Genomic DNA, 24,861 nt, shown 5'->3' with positions numbered 1-24,861 from the left:
GTATGTCAAGCCTTGGTAAGGTTCTTCGCGTTGCGTCGAATTAAGCCACATGCTCCGCTGCTTGTGCGGGCCCCCGTCAATTCCTTTGAGTTTTAGCCTTGCGGCCGTACTCCCCAGGCGGGGAACTTAATGCGTTAGCTGCGGCACGGACGACGTGGAATGTCGCCCACACCTAGTTCCCAACGTTTACGGCGTGGACTACCAGGGTATCTAATCCTGTTCGCTCCCCACGCTTTCGCTCCTCAGCGTCAGTATCGGCCCAGAGATCCGCCTTCGCCACCGGTGTTCCTCCTGATATCTGCGCATTTCACCGCTACACCAGGAATTCCGATCTCCCCTACCGAACTCTAGCCTGCCCGTATCGAATGCAGACCCGGGGTTAAGCCCCGGGCTTTCACATCCGACGCGACAAGCCGCCTACGAGCTCTTTACGCCCAATAATTCCGGACAACGCTTGCGCCCTACGTATTACCGCGGCTGCTGGCACGTAGTTAGCCGGCGCTTCTTCTGCAGGTACCGTCACTTTCGCTTCTTCCCTGCTGAAAGAGGTTTACAACCCGAAGGCCGTCATCCCTCACGCGGCGTCGCTGCATCAGGCTTTCGCCCATTGTGCAATATTCCCCACTGCTGCCTCCCGTAGGAGTCTGGGCCGTGTCTCAGTCCCAGTGTGGCCGGTCGCCCTCTCAGGCCGGCTACCCGTCGTCGCCTTGGTAGGCCATCACCCCACCAACAAGCTGATAGGCCGCGGGCTCATCCTTCACCGCCGGAGCTTTCCACACGGAGGTCATGCGACCCCGTGTCGTATCCGGTATTAGACCCCGTTTCCAGGGCTTGTCCCAGAGTGAAGGGCAGATTGCCCACGTGTTACTCACCCGTTCGCCACTAATCCCCTCCCGAAGGAGGTTCATCGTTCGACTTGCATGTGTTAAGCACGCCGCCAGCGTTCGTCCTGAGCCAGGATCAAACTCTCCGTGAATGCTTCCGGGTACTCCCGGCGAACACTCGCGTTGAGCGGAACCAGAGGGAGGAATAATCCCTCGGTTCACAGCGTCCTCGCTGTGTTTTCTTCAAAGGAACCTCGTCACCAGACCATCCGGTCCGGTAGACGGGGTATCAACATATCTGGCGTTGACTTTTGGCACGCTGTTGAGTTCTCAAGGAACGGACGCTTCCTTTGTGCCTGTTTCACCAGGCTCTCCGGGCGCTTCCCTTCGGTCTTGCGTTTCCGACTCTATCAGATCCTCGCGGTCCTGATTTTCGCCGGTGCGTTTCGGCCTTTCGGCTTCTTCGCGGTTCCGACTTTATCAGATCCGGTTTCTTTCGATTCCGGCTTCCGATTTCATCGGAGTGCTTCGGAGTGCCTTTGCGGCGGCCCCTCGGCGTGTCACCACTTTAGCGAATTTCCTTGGCGACTCATAATCGAGTCGCCCGGATCGATTTTCGGCAACGCGAAAGTCGATCCCGTCAGGGAATCGTGCGGAAGTAGTTGGTTTGTGCCACCTGGCGGAGGGCGCAGAAAGCGCTGTCCGTCTCCAGCGGCTCGGGCTACGTTAGGCGGTCAGGCAAGCAGAGTCAAGTAGCCGAGGTGGCGCGGCGGCGGGGCACGTGACGGCGGTAGGGACTGACCGTCGGGTCGCCGTCGATCCAGTAGCGCCAGGGGTGGTGGGCGCCGTCTCCGCCCACACCGGTGCGGGGGCCGTTGCGCACCCGGTCGGGGGTGGGCGGGGCGCCGTGGAGCAGGGACAAGGGGGCGTCGCCGCCGCGGCAGAGGTCGGTGCCGTCGAGGGTGCGGTCGATGTCGAGGGCGGTGGCCAGGCGGGCCGGGCCCTTGGCCAGCTCGTGCGCGCTGCGCGCCTTGGGGCGGCGGGCGGCGGCCAGGTGCGCGCCGCTGAGGATCTCGCCGGCGCGCAGCAGGACACCGCTCGCCCGGCCCTCGGGGCCGCAGACCGCGTTGAGGCTGAACCACATGCCGTAGATGAAGTAGACGTACGCATGGCCGGGCGGGCCGAACATCGCGGCGTTGCGTTCGGTGCGGCCGCGGTAGGCGTGGGAGCCCGGGTCGCCCTCGCCGTCGTACGCCTCCACCTCGGTCAGCCGGAGCTCGATCGGGCCGTCGGGGGTGTGGCGCAGGAGGGTGCGGCCCAGCAGGTCGGGGGCCACCTCCACGACGGGGCGGTCGAAGAAGTCGCGGTTGAGCGGCATTCGTTCCGGTACGTCGGTCATGCGGATCGAGCGTAGTGGAACCGTCAGGGGTGCCGGCTGGCCAGCTGGGCGGCGGGGTTGGGAAGGTGTGGGCCGTGGAACCGGCCCGTGCCGGTTCGCGTTCGTAGGTAGCGACCCGCAGGTCGTAATGGAGCACAGGCGCTGTGCCTGGGGAGGACGAGCATGGGATTCAAGAAGCTGCTGGCGAGCCTGGGGGCCGGGGGTGCGTCGGTGGAGACGGTGCTCTTCGAGGAGAACGTCGTCCCGGGCGGTGTGGTGCAGGGCGAGGTGCGGATCCAGGGCGGGTCGGTGGCCCAGGAGATCCAGGGGCTGTCGGTCGGTCTGCAGGCGCGGGTCGAGGTCGAGAGCGGCGACGAGGAGTACAAGAGGGACATCCAGTTCACGAAGGTGCAGCTGGGCGGGGCCTTCGAGGTGCAGGCGGGGGCGGCGCACACCGTGCCGTTCGGGCTGGAGATCCCGTGGGAGACGCCGATCACCACGTTCCTGGGCACGCATCTGCGCGGGATGAGCGTCGGGGTGACGACGGAGCTGGCGATCGCGCGGGCGGTGGACTCCGGTGATCTGGACCCGGTCAACGTGCATCCGGTGCCGGCGCAGCAGGCGATCCTGGACGCGTTCGGGCGGCTGGGGTTCCGTTTCAAGGCGGCGGATCTCGAGCAGGGGCACATCCGGGGCACGCGGCAGCAGCTGCCCTTCTACCAGGAGATCGAGTTCTACGCGCCGCAGCAGTACCGCGGGCTGAACCAGGTCGAGCTGTCCTTCGTGGCGGACGACCGGGAGATGGACGTCGTGCTGGAGATGGACAAGAAGCCGGGGTTGTTCTCCGAGGGGTCGGACACCTACCGGTCGTTCACCGTGGGGCTGCACGACTTCGAGGGGACCGACTGGGCGGCTTATCTCCACCAGTGGCTGGCGGAGGTCGGCGGTAAGCGGAACTGGCTCTAACCTGGCCCGACAGAGTGTCAGCGAGCGACCAGGAGGTTCATGTGTCCGAGCTGAAGCGGCGGCCGCTTCCGCACGATTTCCATCCGCCGGTACCGGAGTTCACCGTGGTGAGCGACGAGGTGGAGCCGGGCGGGACGCTGCGGCCGGAGCAGGTCCACTCGGGCGGGAACCGCTCGCCGCACCTGCGGTGGGAAGGGGCACCCTCGGGGACCAAGAGCTACGCCGTCACCTGCTACGACCCGGACGCGCCGACGGGCAGCGGTTTCTGGCACTGGGTGCTGTTCGACATCCCGGCGTCGGTGACGGAGCTGCCGTCCGGTGCCGGCTCGGGGGACATGAAGGGGCTGCCCGAGGGCGTCGTGCACGCGCGTAACGACTACGGGACGCGGGACTTCGGCGGGGCGGCGCCGCCGCCCGGGGACGGCCCGCACCGTTACGTGTTCACGGTCTACGCGGTGGACCAGGAGAAGCTCGGGCCCGATGCGGACGCCTCGCCCGCGGTGGTGGGCTTCAACCTGCGGTTCCACGCGATCGGGCGGGCCCAGCTGATCGGCGAGTACGAGGTGCCGGCGCAGGGCTGAGCGCCGTAATTCCGTTGCGCCCCGGCGCTTCCGGCACGCAGAGTGGTACCTGTGCCGCCGCCCCTCATCAGGGCGTCGGGCAGTCGGTACCGCAGTGGCGGGAGCGGCGGGGCGCAGGTGTGTCGCCGGCCGCTTGCCGGAGCCCGGCCTCGTGCCGGGCGTCCGCGCCGGCTGCCGTTCGCTCCGGGTCCCGCGTGTTTCACGGGGGCGGGACCCGGAGCGCACTCTTTTCGACCGGTCGCGACCCGTGCGGTCCTCAGGTGTGCACCGTCGCCGGATCACCCGGTCTTCATCTCGTGCTCGTCCGCCATTTCCCTTGTGGCATGCGGAAATTGCGTTGTTCGGGGAATACCTGCCGCTGCACAGTGGAGCAACTTCGCCGCGGGGGCGGAGCGGGTCCGGGAGGTGGACGGGATGCGCGAGACGCTGGTGCTGAATGCGAGCTTCGAGCCGCTGGCGACGGTGTCGCTGCGGCGTGCGGTGGTGCTGGTCATGCAGGACAAGGCGGTCATCGAGCACGCCCACCCCGGGATGCGCGTGCGGGCCGCCTCGGTGGACGTACCGGTGCCGCAGGTGATCAGGCTGAGCAGATACGTACGGGTGCCGTTCCGAAGACGGGCGCCGTGGTCGCGGCGCGGGGTGCTGGTGCGTGACCAGCACCGGTGCGCGTACTGCGGGCGGCGGGCGACGACCGTGGACCACGTCGTGCCGCGGTCGCACGGTGGTGGGGACACCTGGCTGAATACCGTCGCCTCGTGCGCGGAGGACAATCACCGCAAAGCGGACCGTACGCCCGAGCAGGCCGGAATGCAGCTGCTGCGGCGGCCGTTCGAGCCGACGCCGGCGGATGCGCTGCTGTCGACGCTGGGGGTGTCGGTGCGGGACGGTCTGCCGGAGTGGCTGGCGCTGCCGGCGTAGCGCCGTTCGGCTGTCGGCCGTCGCCCAACTCCCGCTATCTGAGCAGGAGATGGGCGATGGCCGCCAGGCCGACCAGGACGATGACGGCGCGCAGGGCGGTCGGCGGCAGCCGGCGGCCGATCTTGGCGCCGAGCAGGCCGCCGAGGGTGGAGCCGACGGCGATCAGGGCGACCGCGGTCCAGTCGAAGCGGGCGACGAAGAGGAAGAAGACCGCCGCGACGCCGTTGACGCCGCCGACGAGGACGTTCTTGAGGGCGTTGAGGCGCTGGAGGTCCTCGTCGAGCAGCAGGCCCATGAGGGACATGTAGAGCACGCCCTGGGCCGCGCCGAAGTAGCCGCCGTAGACGCTGGCGAGCAGCAGTCCGAGGAGCAGGACCGGGCCGCCGTCGGGGTGGGCGGTGGTGCCGTTGCGCGCACGGCGGGCGCGGAGGCGGGCCGAGAGCCAGGGCTGGGCGACGACGAGGACGAGCGCGACCGCGATCAGCGCGGGAACGACCATGGCGAACGCCTCCGGGGGCAGCGCCAGCAGCAGGATCGCGCCACCGAGGCCGCCGAGGAGGGCGGCGAGCCCGAAGCGGAGCAGGCGTCGGCGCTGGCCGGCGAGTTCGCGGCGGTAGCCGAAGGCGCCGCTGAGCGAGCCGGGCACCAGGCCCAGGGTGTTGGAGACGTTGGCCGTGACGGGCGGCAGCCCGAGGGCGAGCAGCACCGGGAAGGTGATCAGGGTCCCGGACCCGACGATGGTGTTGATCGTGCCGGCGCCGACTCCGGCGACGAGGACGGCGGCGGCTTCCCAGAAGGTCATGCTGGCTCCCCCCGTGCATGCTCGGTGTGGTCCTGCCCGATCATGCACCAGGGGTGCGGGCGGCGGCGGAGGCGGGCTCAGTCGTCGAGCGGGGGCGTCTCGTGCTTCGGGGTGCTGGGCTTGGGGATGGAGCCGCCGCCGGTCGGCGGGGCGAAGTTGCCGATGGCGCCGCCGAGGCCCTTGAGGGCGTCGCCGATCTCGCTGGGCACGATCCAGAGCTTGTTGGCGTCGCCCTCGGCGATCTTCGGGAGCATCTGGAGGTACTGGTACGAGAGCAGCTTCTGGTCCGGGTCGCCGGCGTGGATGGACTCGAAGACCACCCGGATGGCCTGGGCCTCGCCCTCGGCGCGGAGCGCGGCGGCCTTGGCCTCACCTTCGGCGCGCAGGATCGAGGACTGCTTCTCACCCTCGGCGGTGAGGATCTGGGACTGCCGGACACCCTCGGCCTGGAGGATCGCGGCGCGCTTGTCACGGTCGGCGCGCATCTGCTTCTCCATCGAGTCCTGGATGGAGGTCGGCGGCTCGATGGCCTTCAGCTCGACGCGGTTGACGCGGATGCCCCACTTGCCGGTGGCCTCGTCGAGGACGCCGCGCAGGGCCGCGTTGATCTCCTCGCGGGAGGTCAGGGTCCGTTCCAGGTCCATGCCGCCGATGATGTTGCGCAGGGTGGTGACGGTGAGCTGCTCGATGGCCTGGATGTAGCTGGCGACCTCGTAGGTGGCCGCGCGGGCGTCCGTCACCTGGTAGTAGATGACGGTGTCGATGTTCACGACGAGGTTGTCCTGGGTGATCACCGGCTGCGGCGGGAACGGCACGACCTGCTCGCGGAGGTCGATGCGGTTGCGGATCGAGTCGATGAACGGGACGACGATGTTCAGGCCGGCGTTGAGGGTGCGGGTGTAGCGGCCGAAGCGTTCGACGATGGCGGCGCTGGCCTGGGGGATGACCTGGATCGTCTTGATGAGTGCGATGAACACGAGCACCACCAGGATGATCAGGACGATGATGATGGCGGATCCCACAGCGGCTCCCGTGCCCTTCGTTGCTGGTCCGTGCCGGCCGGTGACCGGCTTGCCGTTGATCAGTCTTTCAGAGACGTGGTTCGTCGCGCAGCGTGTTCGGGTCAGATGACGACGGCGGTGGCGCCGTCGATCTCGACGACGTCGACCTGCTGGCCCGGCTCGTACACCCGGTCGCCGTCGAGGGCGCGGGCGGACCAGATCTCGCCGGCGAGCTTGATGCGGCCGCCGTCACCGCCGTCGACCCGCTCCAGGACCGTGGCGCTCTTCCCCCTGAGGGCGTCGATCCCGGACAGGTGCTGGGGGCCCTGGCCGCGGCTGCGGTTGGCGAGGGGGCGTACGACGGCGACCAGCGCGACGGAGACGGCGGCGAACACGAGGAACTGCGCGACCGTGCCGCCACCGAGCCCTGCGGTGACGGCACCGGCGGCGGCACCGACCGCGAGCATCCCGAATTCGGGCATCGCGGTCACGACGAGCGGAATACCCAGTCCTACGGCGGCGATCAGCCACCACACCCATGGATCCACGGGCTCATGGTAGATCCGTACGGCGGCCCGGGGACAGGGCGCGATCGGTCAGCGGTGGCCGGGCGGACGGGCATTCAGGCCAGCGGCAGGCCCTGGGCGGTGAAGCGGTCGCCGACCCGCTCGACGACCAGGGGCACGCCGAAGCAGTGGGAGAGGTTCCGGGAGGTGAGCTCCAGCTCGAGCGGGCCGGCGGCCAGCACCTTGCCCTGACGGATCATCAGGACGTGGGTGAAGCCGGGGGCGATCTCCTCGACGTGGTGGGTGACCATCAGCATCGACGGCGCGTACGGGTCGCGGGCGAGGCGGCCGAGGCGGCGGACCAGGTCCTCGCGGCCGCCGAGGTCGAGGCCGGCGGCCGGCTCGTCGAGCAGCAGCAGCTCGGGGTCGGTCATCATCGCCCGGGCGATCAGGGTGCGCTTGCGCTCGCCCTCGGAGAGGGTGCCGAACTTCCGGTCGACGTAGTCGTTCATCCCGAGGCGGTCGAGGAACGCGCGGGCGCGCTGCTCGTCGACGTCCTCGTAGTCCTCCTGCCAGTGGGCCGTCATGCCGTACGCCGCGGTCAGCACGGTCTGCAGCACGGTCTGGCTGCGCGGCAGCTTGTCGGCGAGCGCAATGCCGGCGATGCCGATGCGCGGCCGGAGGTCGAAGACGTCGACCTTGCCGAGCTGCTCGCCGAGGATGGAGGCGGTGCCCTGGGTCGGGAAGAGGTAGCTGGAGGCGACGTTCAGCAGGGTGGTCTTGCCGGCGCCGTTGGGGCCGAGGATCACCCAGCGCTCCCCCTCCTTGACCGACCAGGAGACCTGGTCCACCAGAGCCCGTCCTTCGCGGACCACGGATACGTCCACCAGCTCCAGCACATCGCTCATGAGCGCGTTGTCTCCCATTGCATCTCGGTCGTCGCGTGCACCTGTAGGCGCAGCCCCCCTGCAAACCTACGCCACTCGTTGTCAGTGCCGTTCCCTAGGCTGGGGGCCATGCTCAAGGAACCTCGTTCAGGCCGGCTGGCGGCATGGGGAAATGCCCTTTTGGCCGGGCTTGTCTCACCTGATGAAGCGGTGCACCGTATCGCGGAGGACGACGCGGTGCACCGCGTGGCCGGTCTGCCCGGGGAGGAGACGCCGGTCGGGCTGACGCTCGCGCTGGGGCGGCTGCGGGCGCTCGGCGCGGTCGGGCTGCGGGTGGCGCTGCCGGTGCCCGGCCATCCGCTGGGGCTGTGCGGGCCGCCGGAATTCAACGCCCGCGCGCTGGAGGCCGAGGAGGCGGTGATCGTCACCGGCGCCGGGCTGGGCCTGGTCCCGGAGACGTACGAGGCCGGGCCGGAGGGCGGGGCGGCGCCCGATGTGCACGTCGAGGTGGTCTGGCGGTGCCTGCCGGTGCGGGAGGCGCCGCCGGCGGACGTGCCGTCGCTGGGCGAGGCGGAGCGGGAGCTGGCGGAGGCGCTGCGGGAGGCGACCGAGGTGCTCTCGAAGCTGGACGTGGCCGGGGCGGGTCCGGTGGCGCAGGCGGCGCTGGCAGCCTACCGGGCGCGGGCGGAGGCCGGCCGTCAGGTGCTCGCCCCGGGGTATCCGCCACGGGCGGTGCGCGTGTTGGAGCTGGCGCAGCGGGTCGGGGCGCTGATCGACATCGCGCGCGAGGCCGGCGGGGACGGCGCGGAGCACGGCGCGGCGGTGAGCGCGTCGGAGATGGCGGCGCGCGCGGAGGCGCTGCGTCCGGTGGAGCGGACGGCCCGCCGGGCGCAGGTCGCGGCGTACAACTCCGCCGTGGAGGAGCGGGAGCGGCGCGGCGGCTGACGAGGGGGTGGAAAGGGGCGGGCCCCGCCGGACCATTGTGTGGTCGACGACGGGGCCGTTGCCGAGATGGGCCGAACAGCCCTGGGCAGGGTGGGCTGTTCACCCCAGATCGGACAACCTCAGCTGTTCGAGCTCTCGTTGTCGAACGTGGGGTTGAGCACGCCGATGACGTTGACGCTGTTGCCGGTGGCGTTCACCGGGACGTGCACGGGCACCTGGACGAGGTTGCCCGAGCCGATGCCCGGGGAGATCGTCGCCTTGCCGTCGGCCTGGGCGCCGCTGGTGGCGAAGGCGGAGCCGGCCGCGGCGGTCAGGGCGAAGCCGGTGGCCGCGAGGACGAGGGCGGCCTTCTTGGCGGTGTTCATGGTGAGGTGAGTTCCTTGCGTGGTGGCACGGGACCGCAATGACGGTTGCGGCTTGGGGCGGCTCAGAAGTTGGTGCTGCGGTTGCCGAAGGCGGGGTTGAGCACACCGACGACGTTGACGCTGTTGCCGGTGACGTTCACCGGCACGGTCACGGGCGCCTGGACGAGGTTGCCGGAGAGGACGCCGGGAGAGGTGGTGGTGGCGCCGGCGGCCTGCGGGCAGTCGGTGGCGAAGGCGGAACCGGCGGCCGCACCCAGACCGAGGGCGGTACCGGCGACGACGAGGGCGGCCTTCTTGGCGGTGTTCATGAAATGTGGTCCTTGCGTGGCGCGAAGTGGTCGGAAGGAGAAAAGAAACAGAGGGGTGGTGACGGCTTCCGCGCGGCCGACGGGGCCGGCGCGGCGGCGGTCAGACGTTCTCGCAGACGTTCCCGAAGGTCGGGTTGAGGATGCCGACGACGGAGACGGTGTTGCCGCAGGCGTTCACGGGGATGTGCACCGGGGCCTGGACGAGGTTGCCGGAGACGATGCCCGGGGAGTTCTTGGCCTCGCCGTTGGCGTCCGCGCCGCCGTGCGCGAACGCGGAACCGGCGGCGGCGCCGAGGCCGAGGGCGGTGGTGGCGAGGACGAGGGCGGCCTTCTTGACGGTGTTCATACGGGGAAATCCTCCGGTGAGGGGGGCACAGAGCCGGTGCACAGCACTGATGGGGCTGACGGGGTGGGGAGGGGGGACCGGCCGCGCGCTCACGGCGGTGAGGGGGCCGGTCCGGTGCGGGCCCGCGCGGACGGGATCGTCACACGGGCCGCGCGCAAGGGCCCTGCTGCGCTCAGAAGTTGACGCAGGGGTTGCCGAAGTTGGGGTTGAGCAGGCCGACGACCGAGATGGTGTTGCCGCAGACGTTCACCGGGACCTTCACCGGGGCCTGAACGAGGTTGCCCGAGCCGATGCCCGCGGACTGCACCGCGGCGCCCTGCGCCTGCGGGGTGTGGGCGGAGGCGATGCCGGCGCCCGCGAGGGCGAGACCGCTCGCCATCATCGTGACGGCCGCTACCCGCTTGATGTTCTTCACTTCTCTGCTCCTCATTGCCGTTGCCGTGACCAGCCGTCACGACTGCTCTGGACAACGGCCCGGCACGAGGAGGGATACGCCGAACGGGCTACGGCTACACGACAGTATGAATCTCGGACCGGCGGGCGACGTTCGGGTTGACGCATTGTCGTACCGAAGGGTCGTCCGGCCCCGGGCCGGCGCCGCCGCCGGCCCGGTCGTGGCGGCCTTCGCGCCTGGTCAGGCCCCGATTCCGTGCCGTACGGCCCACAGCGCCGCCTGGGTCCGGTCGGCGAGGTCGAGCTTCATGAGGATGTTGGAGACATGGGTCTTGACGGTCTTCTCGGAGAGCACCAGGGCGCGGGCGATCTCTCGGTTGGAGCGGCCGTCCGCGATCAGGCCGAGGACCTCGCTCTCGCGGTCGGTGAGCGACGTCCCGCGTCCCTGGCCGCCGTTGCCGTCCTCCTGGGAGAGCAGCGCGCCGGCCACCTCGGGCTGCAGCAGGATGTGGCCGGCGTGCACCGAGCGGATGGCGGCGGCGAGCGCCTCGGGGTCGATGTCCTTGTAGACGTAGCCGGCCGCTCCGGCGCGCAGGGCCGGGACGACGGTGCGCTGTTCGGTGAAGCTGGTGACGACCAGGACCCGGGCGGGGTTGTCCAGTTCGCGGAGCTTGCGGAGGGCCTCGATGCCGTCCGTGCCGGGCATCTTGACGTCCATCAGGACGACGTCCGGGCGGAGTTGTTCGGCGGCGGCGATGCCCTCGGCCCCGTCGGAGGCCTCCCCCACCACCTCGATGTCGTCCTGGACCTCCAGGAACGTGCGCAGCCCGCGCCGGACGACCTGGTGGTCGTCGACGAGCAGGACGTGGATCGGTCGGGTGTCAGCCACCGGGCACCTCCATCTCGACAGCGGTGCCCTTGCCGGGCTCCGACTGCACGGTGAGCGTTCCGCCGACGCCGCCGGCGCGGTCGTGCATCGAGACCAGGCCGAGGTGGCGGCCGGCCCGGCGGACCGTGCCGGGGTCGAAGCCGCAGCCGTCGTCGGCGATCCGCAGCAGTGCGCCCTGGCCGGCGCGGGAGAGGGTGACCTCGACCTGCTCGGCGCCGGAGTGCCGCAGGGCGTTGTGCAGTGCCTCCTGGGCGACCCGGAGCATGGCCTCCTCCTGGGCGTTGGGCAGCGCGCGGACGCCGTGGGCGGCGAAGGTGACGTGGGCGGAGTGGGCGCGGTCGAGGACCTGGGTCTGTGAGCGCAGGGTGGCGACCAGGCCGTCCTCGTCCAGGGCGGCGGGCCGCAGCTCCACGACGGCGGCGCGGAGTTCGTCGGCGGCCTCGGCGGCGAGCGCGGCGACCTGGTGGAGTTCGTCCTTGGCGCGGACCGGGTCGCGGTCGACGAGGGCGGTGGCGGCCTGGGCGGTGAGCCGGAGCGAGAACAGCTTCTGGGACACCGCGTCGTGCAGTTCGTGGGCGAGCCGGGCCCGCTCCCCCGCGATGGTCAGCTCGCGGCTGCGTTCGTAGAGGCGGGCGTTGGTCAGGGCGATGGCGGCGTGCTGGGCGAGTATGCCGAGGAGGTGCTCGTCGTCCTCGGTGAAGCCGCATCCGCCGTCCGGCTTGGGGCAGCGCTTGTTGGCCAGGAAGAGGGCGCCGAGGATCTCGTCCCCGTCGGCGACCGGCAGGCCGAGGAAGTCCCGCATGTCCGGGTGGGCCGAGGGCCAGCCGCCGAAGCGGGGGTCCTGGCGGACGTCGGCGAGCCGTTCGGGGGTGGCGTTGTGCAGCATCGCGGCGAGGATGCCGTGCTGGCGGGGCAGCGGGCCGATGGCCTTCCACTGCTCGGCGCTGACGCCGTCGACGACGAACTGGGCGAAGCCGCCGTGGTCGTCGGGCACCCCCAGGGCCGCGTACTCGGCGTCCAGCAGTTCGCGGGCCGAGGCCACGATCGTCTTGAGGACGTCGCGCACCTCAAGATGCCTGCTCATGGCCAGGATCGCGGTGCTCACCGCGGGGATCCCGGCTCCCGGTCCGTTGGTCATGGCTTCACCGTACCGGCGGGTCGGGCGGGCCGTATCGGTCCTGCGGCATCCGGTGGCCGGGACCACGGACCTAGGCCGAATGCCCTGGCCGGGGCCGGTCCGGCGGCCGACGCCCGGCGGGTGGCGGCGTTCCTACGGTGAGGGCGCGGGCCGGGGTGTCCGGCCCGGGCGGAAGGGGACGTGATCATGCCGGTGGCGATCATCACGGGGGCGTCGAAGGGGCTGGGTCGGGCGCTCGCCGGGGCGCTGGCCGTACGGGGCTGGGATCTGGTGGTGGACGCGCGGTCCGCCGGGCCGCTCGAGGAGGCGGCGCGGGCGCTGGCCGGGGCGGGGACCCGGGTGGTGGCGCTGCCGGGGGACGTGGCGGACGCCGGGCACCGGGCGGCGCTGGTGGCCGCGGCCGGGGAGCTGGGCGGGCTGGATCTGCTGGTGAACAACGCGAGCGCGCTGGGGGCGGAGCCGCTGGTGCGGCTGGCGGACCTGCCGCTGGAGGGGCTGCGGCGGGCGCTGGAGGTGAATGTGGTGGCACCGCTGGGGATTGTTCAGGCGGCTTTGCCGCTTTTGCGGCAGTCCTCCTATTGGGAATCGTATGGGTCCGATTCCCCTTATAGGGGTGCTGCTCCTTATATAGGGGAACCGGAAGGTAGAGAAATGTCCGATTCACCCTATTATGACGCCTCGGATGTGCGGCCGGAAAGGCGTCCGGGCGGGGCGGTCCTCGGCATCAGCTCGGACGCGGCCGTCGAGGCGTACCCGACGTGGGGCGGCTACGGAGCGGCCAAGGCGGCGCTGGACCAGCAGTCGGCGGTGCTCGCGGTGGAGGAGCCGGGGCTGCGGGTGTGGTGGGTCGATCCGGGCGACATGGGGACCGATCTGTACGCGGCCGCGGTACCGGACGACGACGCGGACCGACCGCTGCCGGAGACGGTCGTACCGGCACTGCTGCGGCTGCTGGACGACGCGGCCCCCAGCGGCCGGTACACGGCGGCGGAGCTGCTGACCGCGGCCGGCAGCGGTACGTCCGGCGGGGCGGGCTCCCGGTGATCGCCCAGGCGCTGCGGGTCCCGGAGGAGCTGTCGGCACGGGTGCCGGCCGAGCAGCGCGGCCCGGGGCTCGGCCGGGACGACGTACGGCTGCTGGTGAGCCGGGGGACGCGGGAGCCCGCGCATCACGTCTTCCGGGAGCTGCCGGAGCTGCTCGGGGCCGGGGACGTGCTGGTGGTGAACACCTCACGGACCCTGCCGGCGGCGGTGGACGGCCGGACCGGGGACGGCCGGGGGCGCGGCGAGCCGGTGGTGGTGCACTTCTCGACCCGGGCCGACCGGTGGCATCCGGCGGGCCCGGCGGTGGCCGGCTGCTGGGCGGTGGAGCTGCGCAGCCCGGACGGCCGGGGCAGCACCGTGCCGCGGGCCGGCGGTCCGGCCGGCACGGTGGTGCGGCTGCCCGGCGGCGCACGGCTGACCCTGGAGGCGCCGGTGGACCCGGGAGGCGTACGGCTGTGGTGGGCACGGCCGTCCGGGCTGCGGGTGCCGGAGCTGCTGCGGCGGCACGGGCGGCCGATCCGGTACGGCTACACCGACCGGGACCAGCCGCCGGCCGCGTACCGGACGGTGTTCGCGGTGGACTCCCCCGGCGCCGGGAGCGCGGAGATGCCGAGCGCGGCCCGGCCGTTCACCGCGGAGCTGGTGGCGCGGCTGGTGAGCCGGGGGGTGCAGTTCGCGCCGATCTCGCTGCACACGGGGGTGGCGTCGGCGGAGGCCTTCGAGCCGCCGTACCCGGAGCGCTTCGTGGTGCCGGCGGCGACGGCGTGGCTGGTGAACGCGGCACGGGCCCGCCGCAGGGCCGCGCCGAGGGCCGCCGGGGGCCGGATCGTCGCGGTGGGCACGACGGCCGTACGGGCGCTGGAGTCGGCGGCCGGTGCGGACGGGCGGGTGCGGGCCGCGGCCGGGTGGACGGACCTGGTGGTGACGCCGGAGCGCGGGGTGCGGGCGGTGGACGGCCTGCTCACCGGGCTGCACGAGCCGACCGCCTCCCATCTGCTGATGCTTCGGGCGGTGGCGTCGGCGACCGCGGACCGGGCCGCGCTGGAGCGGGCGTACGAGGCGGCGGTGGAGCGGCGCTACCTGTGGCACGAATTCGGCGATCTGCATCTGCTGCTGCCGGGCTGAGTCCGAGACTCGGTGCATGACACAGGTAACGAGGAACTGGACGCCGGCCCACGGTGAGCCCTACCGGCCGGTGCCGTACCGGCCCGCGCGGATGCCCGCGGCCGAGTCGCTGGCCCGGGCCGCCGCGCTGCGGGAGCGGATGGGCCGGCGGCGCACGGTCCGGCAGTTCGCCGCCGACCCGGTGCCGGAGCAGGTGGTGAAGGACGCGATCGCCTGTGCGGCGACCGCGCCGTCCGGGGCCCATCAGCAGCCCTGGACGTTCGTCCTGGTCAAGGACCCCGGGGTGCGGCGCCGGATCAGGGCGGCGGCGGAGGCCGAGGAGCGCCGGTCCTACCAGGGGCGGCTGGGCGAGGAGTGGCTGGCGGCGCTGCGGCCGCTGGGCACGGACGAGGTCAAGCCGCATCTGACCGACGCCCCGCACCTGATCGTCGTCTTCCGGCAGCGCCACTGGCTGGGTGCGGACGGCAGCAGGCGCAAGCACTACTACGTCGACGAGTCGGTGGGGATCGCCGTCGGCATGCTGCTGTCCGCGCTGCATCTGTCGGGGCTGGCGGCGCTGGTGCACACGCCCAGCCCGATGCGGTTCCTGCAGGAGGTGCTGGGGCGGCCGGCGAACGAGAAGGCGTTCGCGGTGATCCCGGTGGGCTATCCGGCACCGGAGTGCGAAGTGCCCGATTTGGTACGGAAGAGCCTGGATCAGGTGCTGGTGGAGATGTAGCGCATACAGGCTGTGCGTTTGCAATTACTCCTGGCGAGACCTTCCCCTTCGGGCTGTGACGCCGCCAATAGGGCGTAAATCACTTACGACCCGGGTTAGTGGCCAAAGAAATCCCACCTGACCAGGGATTTGTCCATTCGGGACGCAATATTCCGCGTACTGGTTCCACTAACCCGCTTCGTACGTCACACCTTTGCCGGGGCAATTTTCGGCCGCTAAGAATGGCTCCCGTCGCTCGGCGCCGTGGTCAGAACTCGGCGTTGGCCGCCGCTCAAGGCCCGTGCGACGTTCCCCCTTCGGAAGGTCTGTCCCGCCATGCCCAAGCACGCTCTTTCCCGCCTCAACCGGACGCACAAGCTCGGTGTCGCCGGTGTCACCGCTGCCGGTGCCGCAGCTCTGATCTTCGCCGCCGTTCCGGGTGCGGACGCCGACCAGGGCAAGACCCAGGCCACGGCCGTCGAGAACGTCAAGCCGGTCGCCTTCAGCGCCGTCGGCACGGCCGCCAGGGCCCAGCAGGTCACCATCGCCAAGCAGGCCGACGCCTCCGCCGCCAAGGGCAAGGCCGAGGCCGCGGCCGCGGCCGCCGCGAAGAAGGCCGCCGCCGAGAAGGCCGCCAAGGCCAAGGCCGCCGCCGCGGCGAAGGCCAAGGCCGAGAAGGAGCGCAAGGCGAAGCAGGCCGCGAGCCGCTCCGCCGTCCGCACCGCGATCCCGGCCGCCGCGCCGAAGCCGGCCGTGAAGACCTACCCGAACAACCTCGACGGCTGGATCCGCGAGTCGCTGGACGTCATGGCCAAGAAGGGCATCCCCGGCTCGTACAACGGCATCTACCGGAACATCATCCGGGAGTCCTCCGGCAATCCGATGGCGATCAACCTCTGGGACATCAACGCCCAGAACGGCATCCCGTCCAAGGGCCTGCTGCAGGTGATCGACCCGACCTTCAAGGCGTACCACGTCGCGGGCACCTCCTGGAACATCTACGACCCGGTCGCCAACATCACCGCCGCCTGCAACTACGCGGCCGACAAGTACGGCTCGATGGACAACGTCAACTCGGCCTACTGAGCGGCCGGTTGACCGGTCGGTCCGCAGGGGGACGCGCACAGACCGCCGAGGGGCGGCACCCGCAGTCGGGTGCCGCCCCTCGGCGTATGCGGTACGGGCCGGGCGCTACTTGCGCATGACCTCCGGCTCGTGGCGGCGCAGCAGCCGCGCGACGACGAAGGCCAGCCCGACGCCGAGGCTGATCAGGATGATCATGTCCATCACGTAGACACCGGTCTGGTGCTTCCACAGCGGGTCGGGGTTGCCCAGCTCCCACGGCAGCAGGGTGTTCATGTCGGCCGTCGCGCCCATCGCGGCGACCGCCCAGCGGGACGGCATCAGCCAGGCGACCTGGGCGACGCCGACGGTGTCGAAGAGCTGGAAGAGCACGCCGGTGAAGACCACCTGGACGATGGCGAACATGACCAGCAGCGGCATGGTCTTCTCGGCGGTCTTGACCAGCGAGGAGATGATCAGGCCGAACATCATCGAGGTGAAGCCCAGCGCGATGATCGCCAGCGCCATCTCGACCGCCGGGGCCTTGGGGAGGATCAGGCCCTCGGTGGGCATGTTCCGGGTCGAGAAGCCGATCGCCGCGATGATCACGCCCTGCACGGCGGTCACCACGCCCAGCACGATCACCTTGGACATCAGGTACGCCGACCGCGACAGGCCGGTGGCCCGTTCGCGCTCGTAGATGACCCGCTCCTTGATCAGCTCACGGACCGAGTTGGCGGCGCCGGAGAAGCACATGCCGACCGCGAGGATCAGCATGATCGTGCTGGCGTCGCGGTTGGTGCGGTGCCGGTTCAGCGGTCCGTAGCCGAGGCCGTAGTCGCTGGGGATCAGCATCGAGACCACGCCGAGCACCGCCGGCAGGATCAGCATCAGGCCCAGGAAGCCGCGGTCGGAGGCGAGCACCGAGACGTACCGCCGCATCAGCGTCCACAGCTGCGAGCCCCAGCTCTGGGACTTCTGCATGCGGGCCGGCGGCGGCTGGACGGCCACCGACTGCGGGGCGGTGGCGTCGATGTCCGCGGCGTACATCTGGAAGTGCGGGGAGCCGCGCCAGCGGCCCATCCAGTCGTAGTCACGGTAGTTCTCGAAGGCCGAGAAGACGTCCGCCCAGCTGTCGTACTGGAAGAAGTTCAGCGCCTCCTCGGGCGGGCCGAAGTAGGCCACGCCACCGCCCGGCGCCATCACCAGCAGCTTGTCGCAGAGGCCGAGTTCGGCCACGGAGTGGGTGACGACCAGGACCGTGCGGCCGTCGTCGGCGAGGCCGCGCAGCAGCTGCATCACATCGCGGTCCATGCCCGGGTCGAGGCCCGAGGTGGGCTCGTCCAGGAAGATCAGCGACGGCTTGGTCAGCAGCTCCAGGGCCACCGAGACGCGCTTGCGCTGGCCGCCGGAGAGCGAGGTGACCTTCTTGTCCTTGTGCACGTGGAGCTTGAGCTCGTGCAGCACCTCGTCGATCCGGGCCTCGCGCTCGGACTCCGCGGTGTCGCCGGGGAAGCGGAGCTTGGCGGCGTAGCGCAGCGCCTTCTGGACCGTCAGTTCCTTGTGCAGGATGTCGTCCTGCGGGACCAGGCCGATGCGCTGCCGGAGCGCCGCGAACTCCTTGTAGAGGTTGCGGTTGTCGTAGAGGACGTCGCCCTCGTTGGCGGGGCGGTAGCCGGTGAGCGCCTTGAGCAGCGTCGACTTGCCGGAGCCGGACGGGCCGATGACCGCGATCAGCGACTTCTCCGGGACGCCGAAGGAGACGTCCTTGAGGATCTGCTTGCCGCCGTCGACGGTGACCGTGAGGTGGCGGGCGGAGAAGGAGACCTCGCCGGTGTCGACGAACTCCTCCAGGCGGTCGCCGACCAGCCGGAACGTGGAGTGGCCGACACCGATGATGTCGTTCGGACCGACGGGGGCCTTGCCGGACTTGGGGACCGGCTGGCCGTTGACGTAGGTGCCGTTGTGGCTGCCGAGGTCGCGGATCTCGAAGCGGCCGTCGGGGGTGGCGTGGAATTCGGCGTGGTGGCGGGAGACCTGGAGGTCGGAGACGACCAGCTCGTTCTCCAGCGCACGGCCGATCCGCATCACCCGGCCCATGTCGAGGCGGTGGAAGGTGGTCGGGCTGCGGTCGCCGGCCGGTGCGCCGCCGGCCTGGGGCGCCGGGCGCTCCTGGGGCCGGCGGGCCTGCTGCGGGGGGACGCCCTGCGGCGTCTGCTGGGGTACGGCCTGCTGGGGCGGGACGTACGGCGGCTGCTGGCCCTGCGGCGGCGCCTGCCAGCCCTGCTGGGCGGGCGGCTGCTGGTGAACGGGCGGCTGCTGGCCCGGCGCCTGGTGCGCGGGGGGCGCCTGCCACCCCTGGGCGGCCGGCTGCTGCTGCGGCGTCATCGCGGGCTGCGCGGCGGCGGACAGGGTCAGCCGGGGGCCGTCGGTGGCGTTGCCCAGATGCACGGCGGAACCGGGGCCGATCTCCGTCTGGTGGATCCGCTGGCCCTGGACGTAGGTGCCGTTGGTGCTGCCGTGGTCTTCGATGATCCAGCTGCGGCCGCCCCATCGCACGGTGGCGTGCCGCCAGGAGACCCTGGCGTCGTCGAGCACCATGTCGCCCTGCGGATCACGGCCCACGTTGTAGGACCGGGACGCGTCGAGCGTCCAGGTCCTTCCGTTCAATTCGAGTACGAGTTCAGGCACTCCATGCCCCATTACATAGTCCCCCGAGTGACGCCCTGTGCGGGAAGTCTAGGGATGGCGAACATCGTGAGGAACTATTTCAGGCTCGGCCCGTGGACCGGAAACCGGGACGGGGCCGGGGTGCAGACGGTTTCCGCGGGGCCCGCCAAACACTCCCGGAGCGCGGGAAGAACCCATGGATCCGCAGGGATCACCGGATTACGGGTGTACCGGACGGGCGGAGGTCCGGACGGGAGCGGCGCCCCTCGGCGGGAAGGCCGCACGAGCCGGTCCGGGAGGCCGTGCGGACCGGCCGCGTAAGCCGCATCATGGGAGGAAGCGGACATCATCCGGATCATGGCCGCGGTCCGTGCGCGGTGCGCCGGCCCTCCGTGCGCGGGCTGCCGCGTGCGTGCTCCGGATGTGCTCCGCCCTCGGCACGCGCCGGCCGCGACGGGCCGAACCCCGCGGCGGGCCAAGGAGGTTGGGTTTTCCGCCGGGGTTGTCCCGACCTGCGGATCCGTGCGGGCCGGACACGACTCCATAACGATCGACGGGGCCGCCGGGGCCGCGGCCGGCGGGCCCACCGCGAGGGGTGCGGGCCGGTGGCGGACCGTGCCGCCGCGGTCCGAACCCCGGACAGCCGTACGGGCGCGACGGCCCGGCGGTTACCGTAAGGGCACCATGAGCGCATCGCAGATCCCGCCTGCCACCGCCGTACCGGGCGATGACGTACCGACCCTTCTCGTGAAGATCTTCGGGAAGGACCGGCCCGGCATCACCGCAGGTCTCTTCGACACCCTCGCCGCCTACTCCGTCGATGTCGTGGACATCGAGCAGGTCGTGACCCGGGGGCGCATCACGCTGTGCGCACTGGTCACCAGCCCCTCCCCCGGGGAGGGCACCACCGGCTCCTCCGAGGGGGACCTGCGGGCCACCGTGCACAGCTGGGCCGAATCCCTGAACCTCCAGGCGGAGATCATCTCCGGCCGGGGTGACAACCGTCCGCGCGGCACGGGGCGTTCGCACGTCACCGTGCTCGGCCACCCGCTCACCGCGGAGTCCACCGCCGCCATCGCCGCCGCCATAACGGGCACCGGCGGCAACATCGACCGTATTTTCCGGCTCGCCAAGTATCCGGTGACCGCCGTCGAATTCGCCGTCTCCGGTGCGGCCACCGAGGCGCTGCGCACGGCGCTGGCGCTGGAGGCCGCGCAGCTGGGCGTGGACGTCGCCGTGGTGGCGGCCGGGCTGCAGCGCCGGGCCCAGCGGCTGGTCGTGATGGACGTCGACTCGACGCTGATCCAGGACGAGGTCATCGAGCTGTTCGCGGCGCACGCGGGCTGCGAGGCCGAGGTCGCCGAGGTGACCGCCGCCGCGATGCGCGGTGAGCTGGACTTCGAGCAGTCGCTGCACGCCCGGGTCGAGCTGCTCGCGGGGCTCGACGAGTCGGTGGTGGAGGCCGTGCGCAAGGAGGTGCGGCTCACCCCGGGCGCCCGCACCCTGGTACGGACGCTCAAGCGGCTCGGCTATCAAGTCGGCGTCGTCTCGGGCGGTTTCACCCAGGTCACCGACGCGCTGCAGGAGGAGCTGGGGCTGGACTTCGCCAACGCCAACACCCTGGAGATCGTCGACGGCAAGCTCACCGGCCGGGTCACCGGGCCCATCGTGGACCGGGCGGGCAAGGCGCGGCTGCTGCGGGACTTCGCGCAGCAGGCCGGGGTGCCGCTGGACCAGACCGTGGCGATCGGTGACGGCGCCAACGATCTCGACATGCTCAACGCGGCCGGTCTCGGGGTCGCCTTCAACGCCAAGCCGGTGGTGCGGGAGGCGGCGCACACGGCCGTGAACGTGCCGTTCCTGGACACCGTGCTGTACCTGCTGGGCATCACCCGCGAAGAGGTCGAGGCAGCGGACACGCACGCGGAGTGAGCGGGGGCGACACGTACGCGGAGTGAGCGGGGACGACCCGTCGCAGAGCGAGCGGGGGGCGACACGCTCACGGGGTGGGCGGGGCGCAGCCGGCTCGGGCCGGGGAGTCCCGGCACCGGGAGGCGGGCCTGCGGGACGCGCCGGTACGTGAGCCCGAGGACGGGCCGACACACGAGCGGGGCCCCGGCGGTGTGCCGGGGCCCCGCTCGCTGTCTCGCCCGGGCGTCTCGTGCGGTGGGACGGCGACGGCTGCCGGACCGGGGACCTCGGCCCTGCGGCGCCCGGGCGCGGTGGGCGCTCAGCCCTGCGGCGTCCAGTACGCGATCAGCCGGCCGACGCCGTGCTCCACCGACTTCCACGAGCCGTTGAAGGCGACCACGGCGATCGCGGCGGTCGGGAAGCCGCTGCGGTTCATCCGCGGCAGGAGATCACCGTCGGACTCCCCCGACAGCGCGTCCGCGAGGGCGTGCACGCCCGGGTTGTGCCCGACCAGCAGCAGGTCGGTGACATCGTCCGAGGTCTCGTTGAGCAGGGCGATGAGCTCGCCGAGGGAGGCCTCGTAAATCCGCTCGTCGTAGACGGTCTTGGGTCGCTGGGGGAGTTCATGGACGGCGAGCTTCCACGTCTCGCGGGTGCGCGTCGACGTCGAGCACAACGTCAGGTCGGGGGTGACGCCCGAGCCGGCCAGCCAGCGGCCGGCGACGGGGGCGTCCTTGCGGCCACGCTCGGCGAGCGGACGCTCATGATCGCTGGTCTCCGACCATTCGGCCTTGGCATGGCGGAGGAGGACAATCCGGCGGGGTGTATCGACGCTCATGCGTCCCAGCTTCGCATGAAAGGCGGCGCGGGGCGCGGGGTGTTGAAGCGCTCCCCCTGCCGGGTGACAGCGGGCAACCGGGGCGCTCAGGCACCTATCCGGAGGATTCCCACGAGGTACTCGAGCAGCACCGCGAACCCCTGCGGGGCGCTCGCCGCACTCGCCCGGGCGGGGCTCGCCACGAGCGCCAGCAGGGCCATGAAGGAGACCACCGGCAGCGCCAGCGCCCACCACGGCAGCCGCGCCCGCAGACCGCGCGTCCGCAGCCGAGGCATCCGCAGGCCGGGTATCCGCAGCCCGTGCGTCCGGGGGCCGTGCGTCCGCGGGCCACCGGTCCTCCGCAGGCGGGCGGCCGGGGCTGCGGGTGACCGGCTGAACGCGGCGGACATGGGGATCGCCTCCGTGACGCATCGAAGGGGCGCCGGGCCGCGGGCCGCGGCTCGGCCACCGCGCTGTGCGGTGTACTCCGAAGCTACGGATCACCGGCGGCCGTTCCCATCCGGGAAGCCCCCCACTTACCCCTGATACCGGCCCCCTAGGGGACGGGGGGGTATCCCCACCGCCGTCGCCCCGGCGGGGCCGGCAGCACCGCCGGTACCGCCAGTACCGGCCGTATCCCAGCGGCCCGCCGCACACCGCCCGCCGCGGCGTGCGTCACCGTGGCGCGGCGATGCTCGCGATGATCGCGACGACGACGGTCACACCGAGCATGAGGCCCAGCACGAGGAGCAGCTTCTTCTGGCTGCCCTGCGGATTCGGTTCGAGCACTGGCATGGGCCCAGTGTCGCACCCGCGGATCCGACCGTGAGCCCGGGGCGGGGCACACGGCCGGCGCTCACGCCTCGTCCTCGATCCGGCGGTCCCGGCCGGCCAGCACGCCGACCGCGATCTGCGGCACCATCAGCCCCGCCATCAGGGCGATCGGCAGGCTCCAGCCGCCGCTGTGCTGGTAGAGCGTGCCGACCAGCAGCGGGCCGGGGATGGAGATCAGATAGCCCACGCTCTGGGCGAAGGCGGACAGCTTGACGACACCCGCGGAGCTGGTCGAGCGCATGCCGATCATGGTCAGGGCGAGCGGGAACGAGCAGTTGGAGATGCCCATCAGCAGCGCCCAGACCCACGCCCCGGCGGCCGGCGCCAGCCACAGCCCCGCATAGCCGGCCAGACCGCAGACCCCCAGGAACACCGCGAGCGGACCCTGGTGCCGCATCCGGGACGCCAGCCTGGGCAGCACGAAGGAGAGCGGGACGCCCATCGCCATGGTGACCGCGAGCAGCACCCCCGCGGTCTGCGCCGAGACCCCGGCGTCGCGGAAGATCTGCGGCATCCAGCCCATGGTGATGTACGCGGCGGTGGCCTGGAGGCCGAAGAAGACGGCGAGCGCCCAGGCGGTCGGCGACGAGGTGATCCGCAGCGGGGCCTCCCCCGTACGCGCGCCGCCTCCCGCGGCCGGTCCCAAGGCCGTGGCGCGCTGCCGAACGACCGCGAGCCACGGCAGCACGGCGACCGCGGCGAGCGCCGCCCACACGGCCAGCCCGGTGCGCCAACTGCCGCCCAGCGCCTGGGTCATGGGCACGGTGACCGCCGCGGCGAGCGAGGTGCCCAGGGCCAGCGCCATCGAGTACAGCCCGGTCAGCGGGCCGACCCTGTCCGGGAACCAGCTCTTGATCACGACCGGCATCAGCACGTTGCTGACCGCGATGCCGGCCAGGGCGAGCGCGCTGGCCGCGAGGAACCCGCCGGTGCCACCGGCGTAGGGGCGCACCACGACGCCCACGGCGATCGCGGCCATGCCCGCGCAGACGATCGCGCCCGGCCCCCAGCGCCGGGCCAGCCGGGGCGCGGCGAACCCGAAGACCGCGAAGCACAGCGGCGGCACGGAGGTGAGCAGCCCGGCGAGGGTGCCGCTCATGCCGAGGCCGTCGCGGACCTCCTCCAGGAGCGCGCCGAGGCTGGTGATGGCCGGGCGGAGGTTGAGCGCCGCCAGGACGAGACCGGCGATCACGATCCGCGGCAGCCAGCGCCCGGCGGCCGGGGCGCTGCCCTGGGTGCCCGCCGGGGCGTCCGGTTGCGCCCCGGGGCCGTCGGGCGCCGGGGCGGTGGTGGTCGTAGGGGCCTCGGTTTCGGTGCCGAGGGTCGCGAGGTCTTCGTCTGCCATGGGACTCATCATAGAATCATGGGATGAATACTTGTCCAGCCGATGTCGATAGCCTCTGCTGTCGCGGCCGGCACCGGGGACCGGGAGGACCCGCCGGGCGCCGCGCCACCGTCGTCCGTCCGCCCCTGCACACCGGAGCGCTGCCATGCCGCCTCTGACCTCGCCCCGCCGCTCCGCGCTGGCCGACCAGGTGATCGCGCAGCTGCGCGCCCAGATCACCTCCGGCGAGTGGCCGGTGGGCTCGCGCATCCCGACCGAGCCGGAACTCGTCGAACAGCTCGGGGTGGCCCGCAACACCGTCCGCGAGGCCGTGCGCGCGCTGGCGCACAACGGGCTGCTGGACATCCGGCAGGGCTCGGGCACGTACGTGGTGGCGACCAGCGAACTGGCCGGGGTGATGAACCGCCGGTTCGCGGCCGCCGAGCCGGGGCACGTGGCCGAGCTGCGCAGCGCCCTGGAGGCGGCCGCCGCCCGGCTCGCCGCGCGCCGCCGCACCGACCAGGACCTGCGGCAGATCGACACCCTGCTGGAGCGGCGCGAGCGGGCCTGGGAGTCCGGTGCCGCCGAGGCGTTCGTGGAGGCGGACGCGACCCTGCACATGGCGATCGTGTCCGCCTCGCACAACGAGGTGCTGGCCGAGATCTACGCCGACCTCGGCGGCGTACTGCGCGACTTCCTCCGGGCGGACGTCGGCGAGGAGCTGCGTCCGGAGGCCCACATGGACCACTCCCGCCTGGTGGAGGCGATCCGCTCGGGCGACGGCGACCGCGCGGCGGCCGAGGCGAGCACCCATCCGTTCGGGTGCCGGGCGGGGGTGCTGGAGGGCTCGGTGGAGGGGTAGGGGGCGGGGCCGGGGGGCGGGGCCGGGGCCCGAGGGGGCCGGGGCCCCAGGGAGCCGAGGCCCTAGTAGGGGTGGGTCGAACGGTTCCCGTAGGGGACGCGAACGCCCCCTGAGGGGCCACAACCGGACGGGAGCAGGGGGTATTCCCGCGGGGGAGTCCTCCCGCGGGGGGTCCTCCCGCGGGGGGTACTCCCGCGAGGGGATCCCCGCGAGAGCTCACGCCCGGGGCTACCCCCACGCGCCGCAGCGCAACGCGCACTGCCCGCCCC

General features: G+C 71.7%; 26 protein-coding genes and 1 rRNA gene. 10 read left to right on the top strand and 17 right to left on the bottom strand.

What is annotated here, in order from left to right:
- Positions 1-976: ribosomal RNA gene (locus V2J85_RS17425) — 16S ribosomal RNA — on the bottom strand; the annotation flags it as partial.
- Between the two features lie 596 nt (positions 977-1,572).
- The gene (locus V2J85_RS17420; RefSeq protein ID WP_330822104.1) at positions 1,573-2,223 is read right to left on the bottom strand and encodes a DNA-3-methyladenine glycosylase; all 651 of its coding nucleotides are present in this window, start codon (positions 2,221-2,223) and stop codon (positions 1,573-1,575) included.
- A gap of 162 nt (positions 2,224-2,385) precedes the next feature.
- Here V2J85_RS17420 and V2J85_RS17415 point away from each other — a divergent pair, with 162 nt between their 5' ends.
- The 3 genes from V2J85_RS17415 (at position 2,386) to V2J85_RS17405 (ending at position 4,667) form a co-directional block, all read left to right on the top strand.
- On the top strand, positions 2,386-3,168 hold the full coding sequence (locus tag V2J85_RS17415; protein ID WP_201802173.1) for a sporulation protein: 783 nt from the start codon (positions 2,386-2,388) through the stop codon (positions 3,166-3,168).
- 41 nt (positions 3,169-3,209) lie between these two features.
- A complete protein-coding gene (locus tag V2J85_RS17410; protein ID WP_261952248.1) occupies positions 3,210-3,749 on the top strand; it encodes a YbhB/YbcL family Raf kinase inhibitor-like protein in 540 nt (179 codons plus the stop codon).
- Positions 3,750-4,163: 414 nt separating this feature from the next.
- Complete coding sequence (locus V2J85_RS17405) at positions 4,164-4,667, top strand: HNH endonuclease (protein ID WP_261952247.1); 504 nt, start codon at positions 4,164-4,166, stop codon at positions 4,665-4,667.
- Between the two features lie 34 nt (positions 4,668-4,701).
- On the opposite strand, the gene V2J85_RS17400 is transcribed toward V2J85_RS17405, so the two are convergent.
- The 4 genes from V2J85_RS17400 to V2J85_RS17385 form a co-directional block, all read right to left on the bottom strand.
- Entirely contained in the window at positions 4,702-5,469 is a 768-nt protein-coding gene (locus V2J85_RS17400; protein ID WP_330822103.1) for a sulfite exporter TauE/SafE family protein, read from the bottom strand.
- A gap of 77 nt (positions 5,470-5,546) precedes the next feature.
- Positions 5,547-6,491 carry an SPFH domain-containing protein gene (locus V2J85_RS17395; protein ID WP_261952245.1) on the bottom strand — a complete coding sequence of 315 codons (945 nt, stop codon included), beginning with the start codon at positions 6,489-6,491 and terminating at the stop codon, positions 5,547-5,549.
- 101 nt (positions 6,492-6,592) lie between these two features.
- Positions 6,593-7,006 carry an NfeD family protein gene (locus V2J85_RS17390; RefSeq protein ID WP_261957188.1) on the bottom strand — a complete coding sequence of 138 codons (414 nt, stop codon included), beginning with the start codon at positions 7,004-7,006 and terminating at the stop codon, positions 6,593-6,595.
- An 86-nt stretch (positions 7,007-7,092) separates the two neighbouring features.
- Positions 7,093-7,884 (bottom strand): ABC transporter ATP-binding protein, encoded by a 792-nt coding sequence (locus V2J85_RS17385; protein WP_330822102.1) that lies wholly within the window; start codon positions 7,882-7,884, stop codon positions 7,093-7,095.
- A gap of 108 nt (positions 7,885-7,992) precedes the next feature.
- Here V2J85_RS17385 and V2J85_RS17380 point away from each other — a divergent pair, with 108 nt between their 5' ends.
- Entirely contained in the window at positions 7,993-8,808 is an 816-nt protein-coding gene (locus tag V2J85_RS17380) for a hypothetical protein (protein ID WP_261952243.1), read from the top strand.
- 119 nt (positions 8,809-8,927) lie between these two features.
- Here the strand turns inward: V2J85_RS17380 and V2J85_RS17375 are convergent, their stop codons facing one another.
- From V2J85_RS17375 to V2J85_RS17350, 6 genes are all read right to left on the bottom strand, one after another.
- Positions 8,928-9,173 (bottom strand): chaplin, encoded by a 246-nt coding sequence (locus V2J85_RS17375; protein ID WP_261952242.1) that lies wholly within the window; start codon positions 9,171-9,173, stop codon positions 8,928-8,930.
- A gap of 62 nt (positions 9,174-9,235) precedes the next feature.
- A complete protein-coding gene (locus tag V2J85_RS17370; protein ID WP_261952241.1) occupies positions 9,236-9,481 on the bottom strand; it encodes a chaplin in 246 nt (81 codons plus the stop codon).
- A gap of 100 nt (positions 9,482-9,581) precedes the next feature.
- Positions 9,582-9,827, bottom strand: coding sequence for a chaplin (locus V2J85_RS17365; RefSeq protein WP_261952240.1), 246 nt, complete (start codon positions 9,825-9,827; stop codon positions 9,582-9,584).
- A 172-nt stretch (positions 9,828-9,999) separates the two neighbouring features.
- A complete protein-coding gene (locus tag V2J85_RS17360) occupies positions 10,000-10,242 on the bottom strand; it encodes a chaplin (RefSeq protein WP_315975389.1) in 243 nt (80 codons plus the stop codon).
- A 219-nt stretch (positions 10,243-10,461) separates the two neighbouring features.
- The gene (locus V2J85_RS17355) at positions 10,462-11,109 is read right to left on the bottom strand and encodes a response regulator (protein ID WP_315975388.1); all 648 of its coding nucleotides are present in this window, start codon (positions 11,107-11,109) and stop codon (positions 10,462-10,464) included.
- Positions 11,102-12,247, bottom strand: coding sequence for a GAF domain-containing sensor histidine kinase (locus V2J85_RS17350; RefSeq protein WP_261952239.1), 1,146 nt, complete (start codon positions 12,245-12,247; stop codon positions 11,102-11,104). The genes V2J85_RS17355 and V2J85_RS17350 overlap by 8 nt, the downstream gene beginning before the upstream one ends.
- A gap of 186 nt (positions 12,248-12,433) precedes the next feature.
- On the opposite strand from V2J85_RS17350, the gene V2J85_RS17345 reads away from it, so the two are divergent.
- From V2J85_RS17345 to V2J85_RS17330, 4 genes are all read left to right on the top strand, one after another.
- A complete protein-coding gene (locus tag V2J85_RS17345; RefSeq protein WP_330822100.1) occupies positions 12,434-13,291 on the top strand; it encodes an SDR family NAD(P)-dependent oxidoreductase in 858 nt (285 codons plus the stop codon).
- Entirely contained in the window at positions 13,288-14,415 is a 1,128-nt protein-coding gene (locus V2J85_RS17340) for an S-adenosylmethionine:tRNA ribosyltransferase-isomerase (protein WP_330822099.1), read from the top strand. The genes V2J85_RS17345 and V2J85_RS17340 overlap by 4 nt, the downstream gene beginning before the upstream one ends.
- Before the next feature lie 16 nt (positions 14,416-14,431).
- Positions 14,432-15,133, top strand: a complete 702-nt coding sequence (locus V2J85_RS17335; protein ID WP_261952236.1) for a nitroreductase family protein — start codon at positions 14,432-14,434, stop codon at positions 15,131-15,133.
- Between the two features lie 315 nt (positions 15,134-15,448).
- Positions 15,449-16,198 (top strand): transglycosylase SLT domain-containing protein, encoded by a 750-nt coding sequence (locus V2J85_RS17330; protein WP_261952235.1) that lies wholly within the window; start codon positions 15,449-15,451, stop codon positions 16,196-16,198.
- A gap of 105 nt (positions 16,199-16,303) precedes the next feature.
- Here the strand turns inward: V2J85_RS17330 and V2J85_RS17325 are convergent, their stop codons facing one another.
- Positions 16,304-18,877 (bottom strand): ABC transporter ATP-binding protein/permease, encoded by a 2,574-nt coding sequence (locus tag V2J85_RS17325; protein WP_261952234.1) that lies wholly within the window; start codon positions 18,875-18,877, stop codon positions 16,304-16,306.
- Between the two features lie 651 nt (positions 18,878-19,528).
- Between V2J85_RS17325 and serB the strand changes: the two genes are divergently transcribed.
- Positions 19,529-20,776, top strand: a complete 1,248-nt coding sequence (gene serB / locus V2J85_RS17320; RefSeq protein WP_261952233.1) for a phosphoserine phosphatase SerB — start codon at positions 19,529-19,531, stop codon at positions 20,774-20,776.
- Positions 20,777-21,074: 298 nt separating this feature from the next.
- On the opposite strand, the gene V2J85_RS17315 is transcribed toward serB, so the two are convergent.
- From V2J85_RS17315 to V2J85_RS17300, 4 genes are all read right to left on the bottom strand, one after another.
- Positions 21,075-21,593 (bottom strand): SixA phosphatase family protein, encoded by a 519-nt coding sequence (locus V2J85_RS17315; RefSeq protein WP_261952232.1) that lies wholly within the window; start codon positions 21,591-21,593, stop codon positions 21,075-21,077.
- A gap of 86 nt (positions 21,594-21,679) precedes the next feature.
- Positions 21,680-21,982, bottom strand: a complete 303-nt coding sequence (locus V2J85_RS41360) for a hypothetical protein (RefSeq protein WP_419836795.1) — start codon at positions 21,980-21,982, stop codon at positions 21,680-21,682.
- A 265-nt stretch (positions 21,983-22,247) separates the two neighbouring features.
- Positions 22,248-22,367 (bottom strand): SGM_5486 family transporter-associated protein, encoded by a 120-nt coding sequence (locus V2J85_RS17305; protein ID WP_261952231.1) that lies wholly within the window; start codon positions 22,365-22,367, stop codon positions 22,248-22,250.
- A 61-nt stretch (positions 22,368-22,428) separates the two neighbouring features.
- On the bottom strand, positions 22,429-23,751 hold the full coding sequence (locus V2J85_RS17300; RefSeq protein WP_330822097.1) for a CynX/NimT family MFS transporter: 1,323 nt from the start codon (positions 23,749-23,751) through the stop codon (positions 22,429-22,431).
- Positions 23,752-23,896: 145 nt separating this feature from the next.
- On the opposite strand from V2J85_RS17300, the gene V2J85_RS17295 reads away from it, so the two are divergent.
- Positions 23,897-24,592, top strand: coding sequence for a FadR/GntR family transcriptional regulator (locus tag V2J85_RS17295; protein ID WP_330822096.1), 696 nt, complete (start codon positions 23,897-23,899; stop codon positions 24,590-24,592).
- Positions 24,593-24,861: the final 269 nt, after the last annotated feature.

This window comes from Streptomyces bugieae (genome assembly GCF_036352915.1).
Lineage (GTDB): Bacteria > Actinomycetota > Actinomycetes > Streptomycetales > Streptomycetaceae > Streptomyces > Streptomyces endophytica.
The sequence above is the reverse complement of the archived record's forward strand: the minus strand, read 5'-3'. Positions and strand labels throughout refer to the sequence as shown.

Bases quoted from the DNA above. Each gene is read 5' to 3' on its own strand.
- V2J85_RS17420 (WP_330822104.1), bottom strand. From the start codon at position 2,223: ATGACCGACGTACCGGAACGAATGCCGCTCAACCGCGACTTCTTCGAC.
- V2J85_RS17415 (WP_201802173.1), top strand. From the start codon at position 2,386: ATGGGATTCAAGAAGCTGCTGGCGAGCCTGGGGGCCGGGGGTGCGTCG.
- V2J85_RS17405 (WP_261952247.1), top strand. From the start codon at position 4,164: ATGCGCGAGACGCTGGTGCTGAATGCGAGCTTCGAGCCGCTGGCGACG.
- V2J85_RS17400 (WP_330822103.1), bottom strand. From the start codon at position 5,469: ATGACCTTCTGGGAAGCCGCCGCCGTCCTCGTCGCCGGAGTCGGCGCC.
- V2J85_RS17385 (WP_330822102.1), bottom strand. From the start codon at position 7,884: ATGAGCGATGTGCTGGAGCTGGTGGACGTATCCGTGGTCCGCGAAGGA.
- V2J85_RS17380 (WP_261952243.1), top strand. From the start codon at position 7,993: ATGCTCAAGGAACCTCGTTCAGGCCGGCTGGCGGCATGGGGAAATGCC.
- V2J85_RS17375 (WP_261952242.1), bottom strand. From the start codon at position 9,173: ATGAACACCGCCAAGAAGGCCGCCCTCGTCCTCGCGGCCACCGGCTTC.
- V2J85_RS17370 (WP_261952241.1), bottom strand. From the start codon at position 9,481: ATGAACACCGCCAAGAAGGCCGCCCTCGTCGTCGCCGGTACCGCCCTC.
- V2J85_RS17365 (WP_261952240.1), bottom strand. From the start codon at position 9,827: ATGAACACCGTCAAGAAGGCCGCCCTCGTCCTCGCCACCACCGCCCTC.
- V2J85_RS17350 (WP_261952239.1), bottom strand. From the start codon at position 12,247: ATGACCAACGGACCGGGAGCCGGGATCCCCGCGGTGAGCACCGCGATC.
- V2J85_RS17345 (WP_330822100.1), top strand. From the start codon at position 12,434: ATGCCGGTGGCGATCATCACGGGGGCGTCGAAGGGGCTGGGTCGGGCG.
- V2J85_RS17335 (WP_261952236.1), top strand. From the start codon at position 14,432: ATGACACAGGTAACGAGGAACTGGACGCCGGCCCACGGTGAGCCCTAC.
- V2J85_RS17330 (WP_261952235.1), top strand. From the start codon at position 15,449: ATGCCCAAGCACGCTCTTTCCCGCCTCAACCGGACGCACAAGCTCGGT.
- V2J85_RS17325 (WP_261952234.1), bottom strand. From the start codon at position 18,877: ATGGGGCATGGAGTGCCTGAACTCGTACTCGAATTGAACGGAAGGACC.
- serB (WP_261952233.1), top strand. From the start codon at position 19,529: ATGAGCGCATCGCAGATCCCGCCTGCCACCGCCGTACCGGGCGATGAC.
- V2J85_RS17315 (WP_261952232.1), bottom strand. From the start codon at position 21,593: ATGAGCGTCGATACACCCCGCCGGATTGTCCTCCTCCGCCATGCCAAG.
- V2J85_RS41360 (WP_419836795.1), bottom strand. From the start codon at position 21,982: ATGTCCGCCGCGTTCAGCCGGTCACCCGCAGCCCCGGCCGCCCGCCTG.
- V2J85_RS17305 (WP_261952231.1), bottom strand. From the start codon at position 22,367: ATGCCAGTGCTCGAACCGAATCCGCAGGGCAGCCAGAAGAAGCTGCTC.
- V2J85_RS17300 (WP_330822097.1), bottom strand. From the start codon at position 23,751: ATGGCAGACGAAGACCTCGCGACCCTCGGCACCGAAACCGAGGCCCCT.
- V2J85_RS17295 (WP_330822096.1), top strand. From the start codon at position 23,897: ATGCCGCCTCTGACCTCGCCCCGCCGCTCCGCGCTGGCCGACCAGGTG.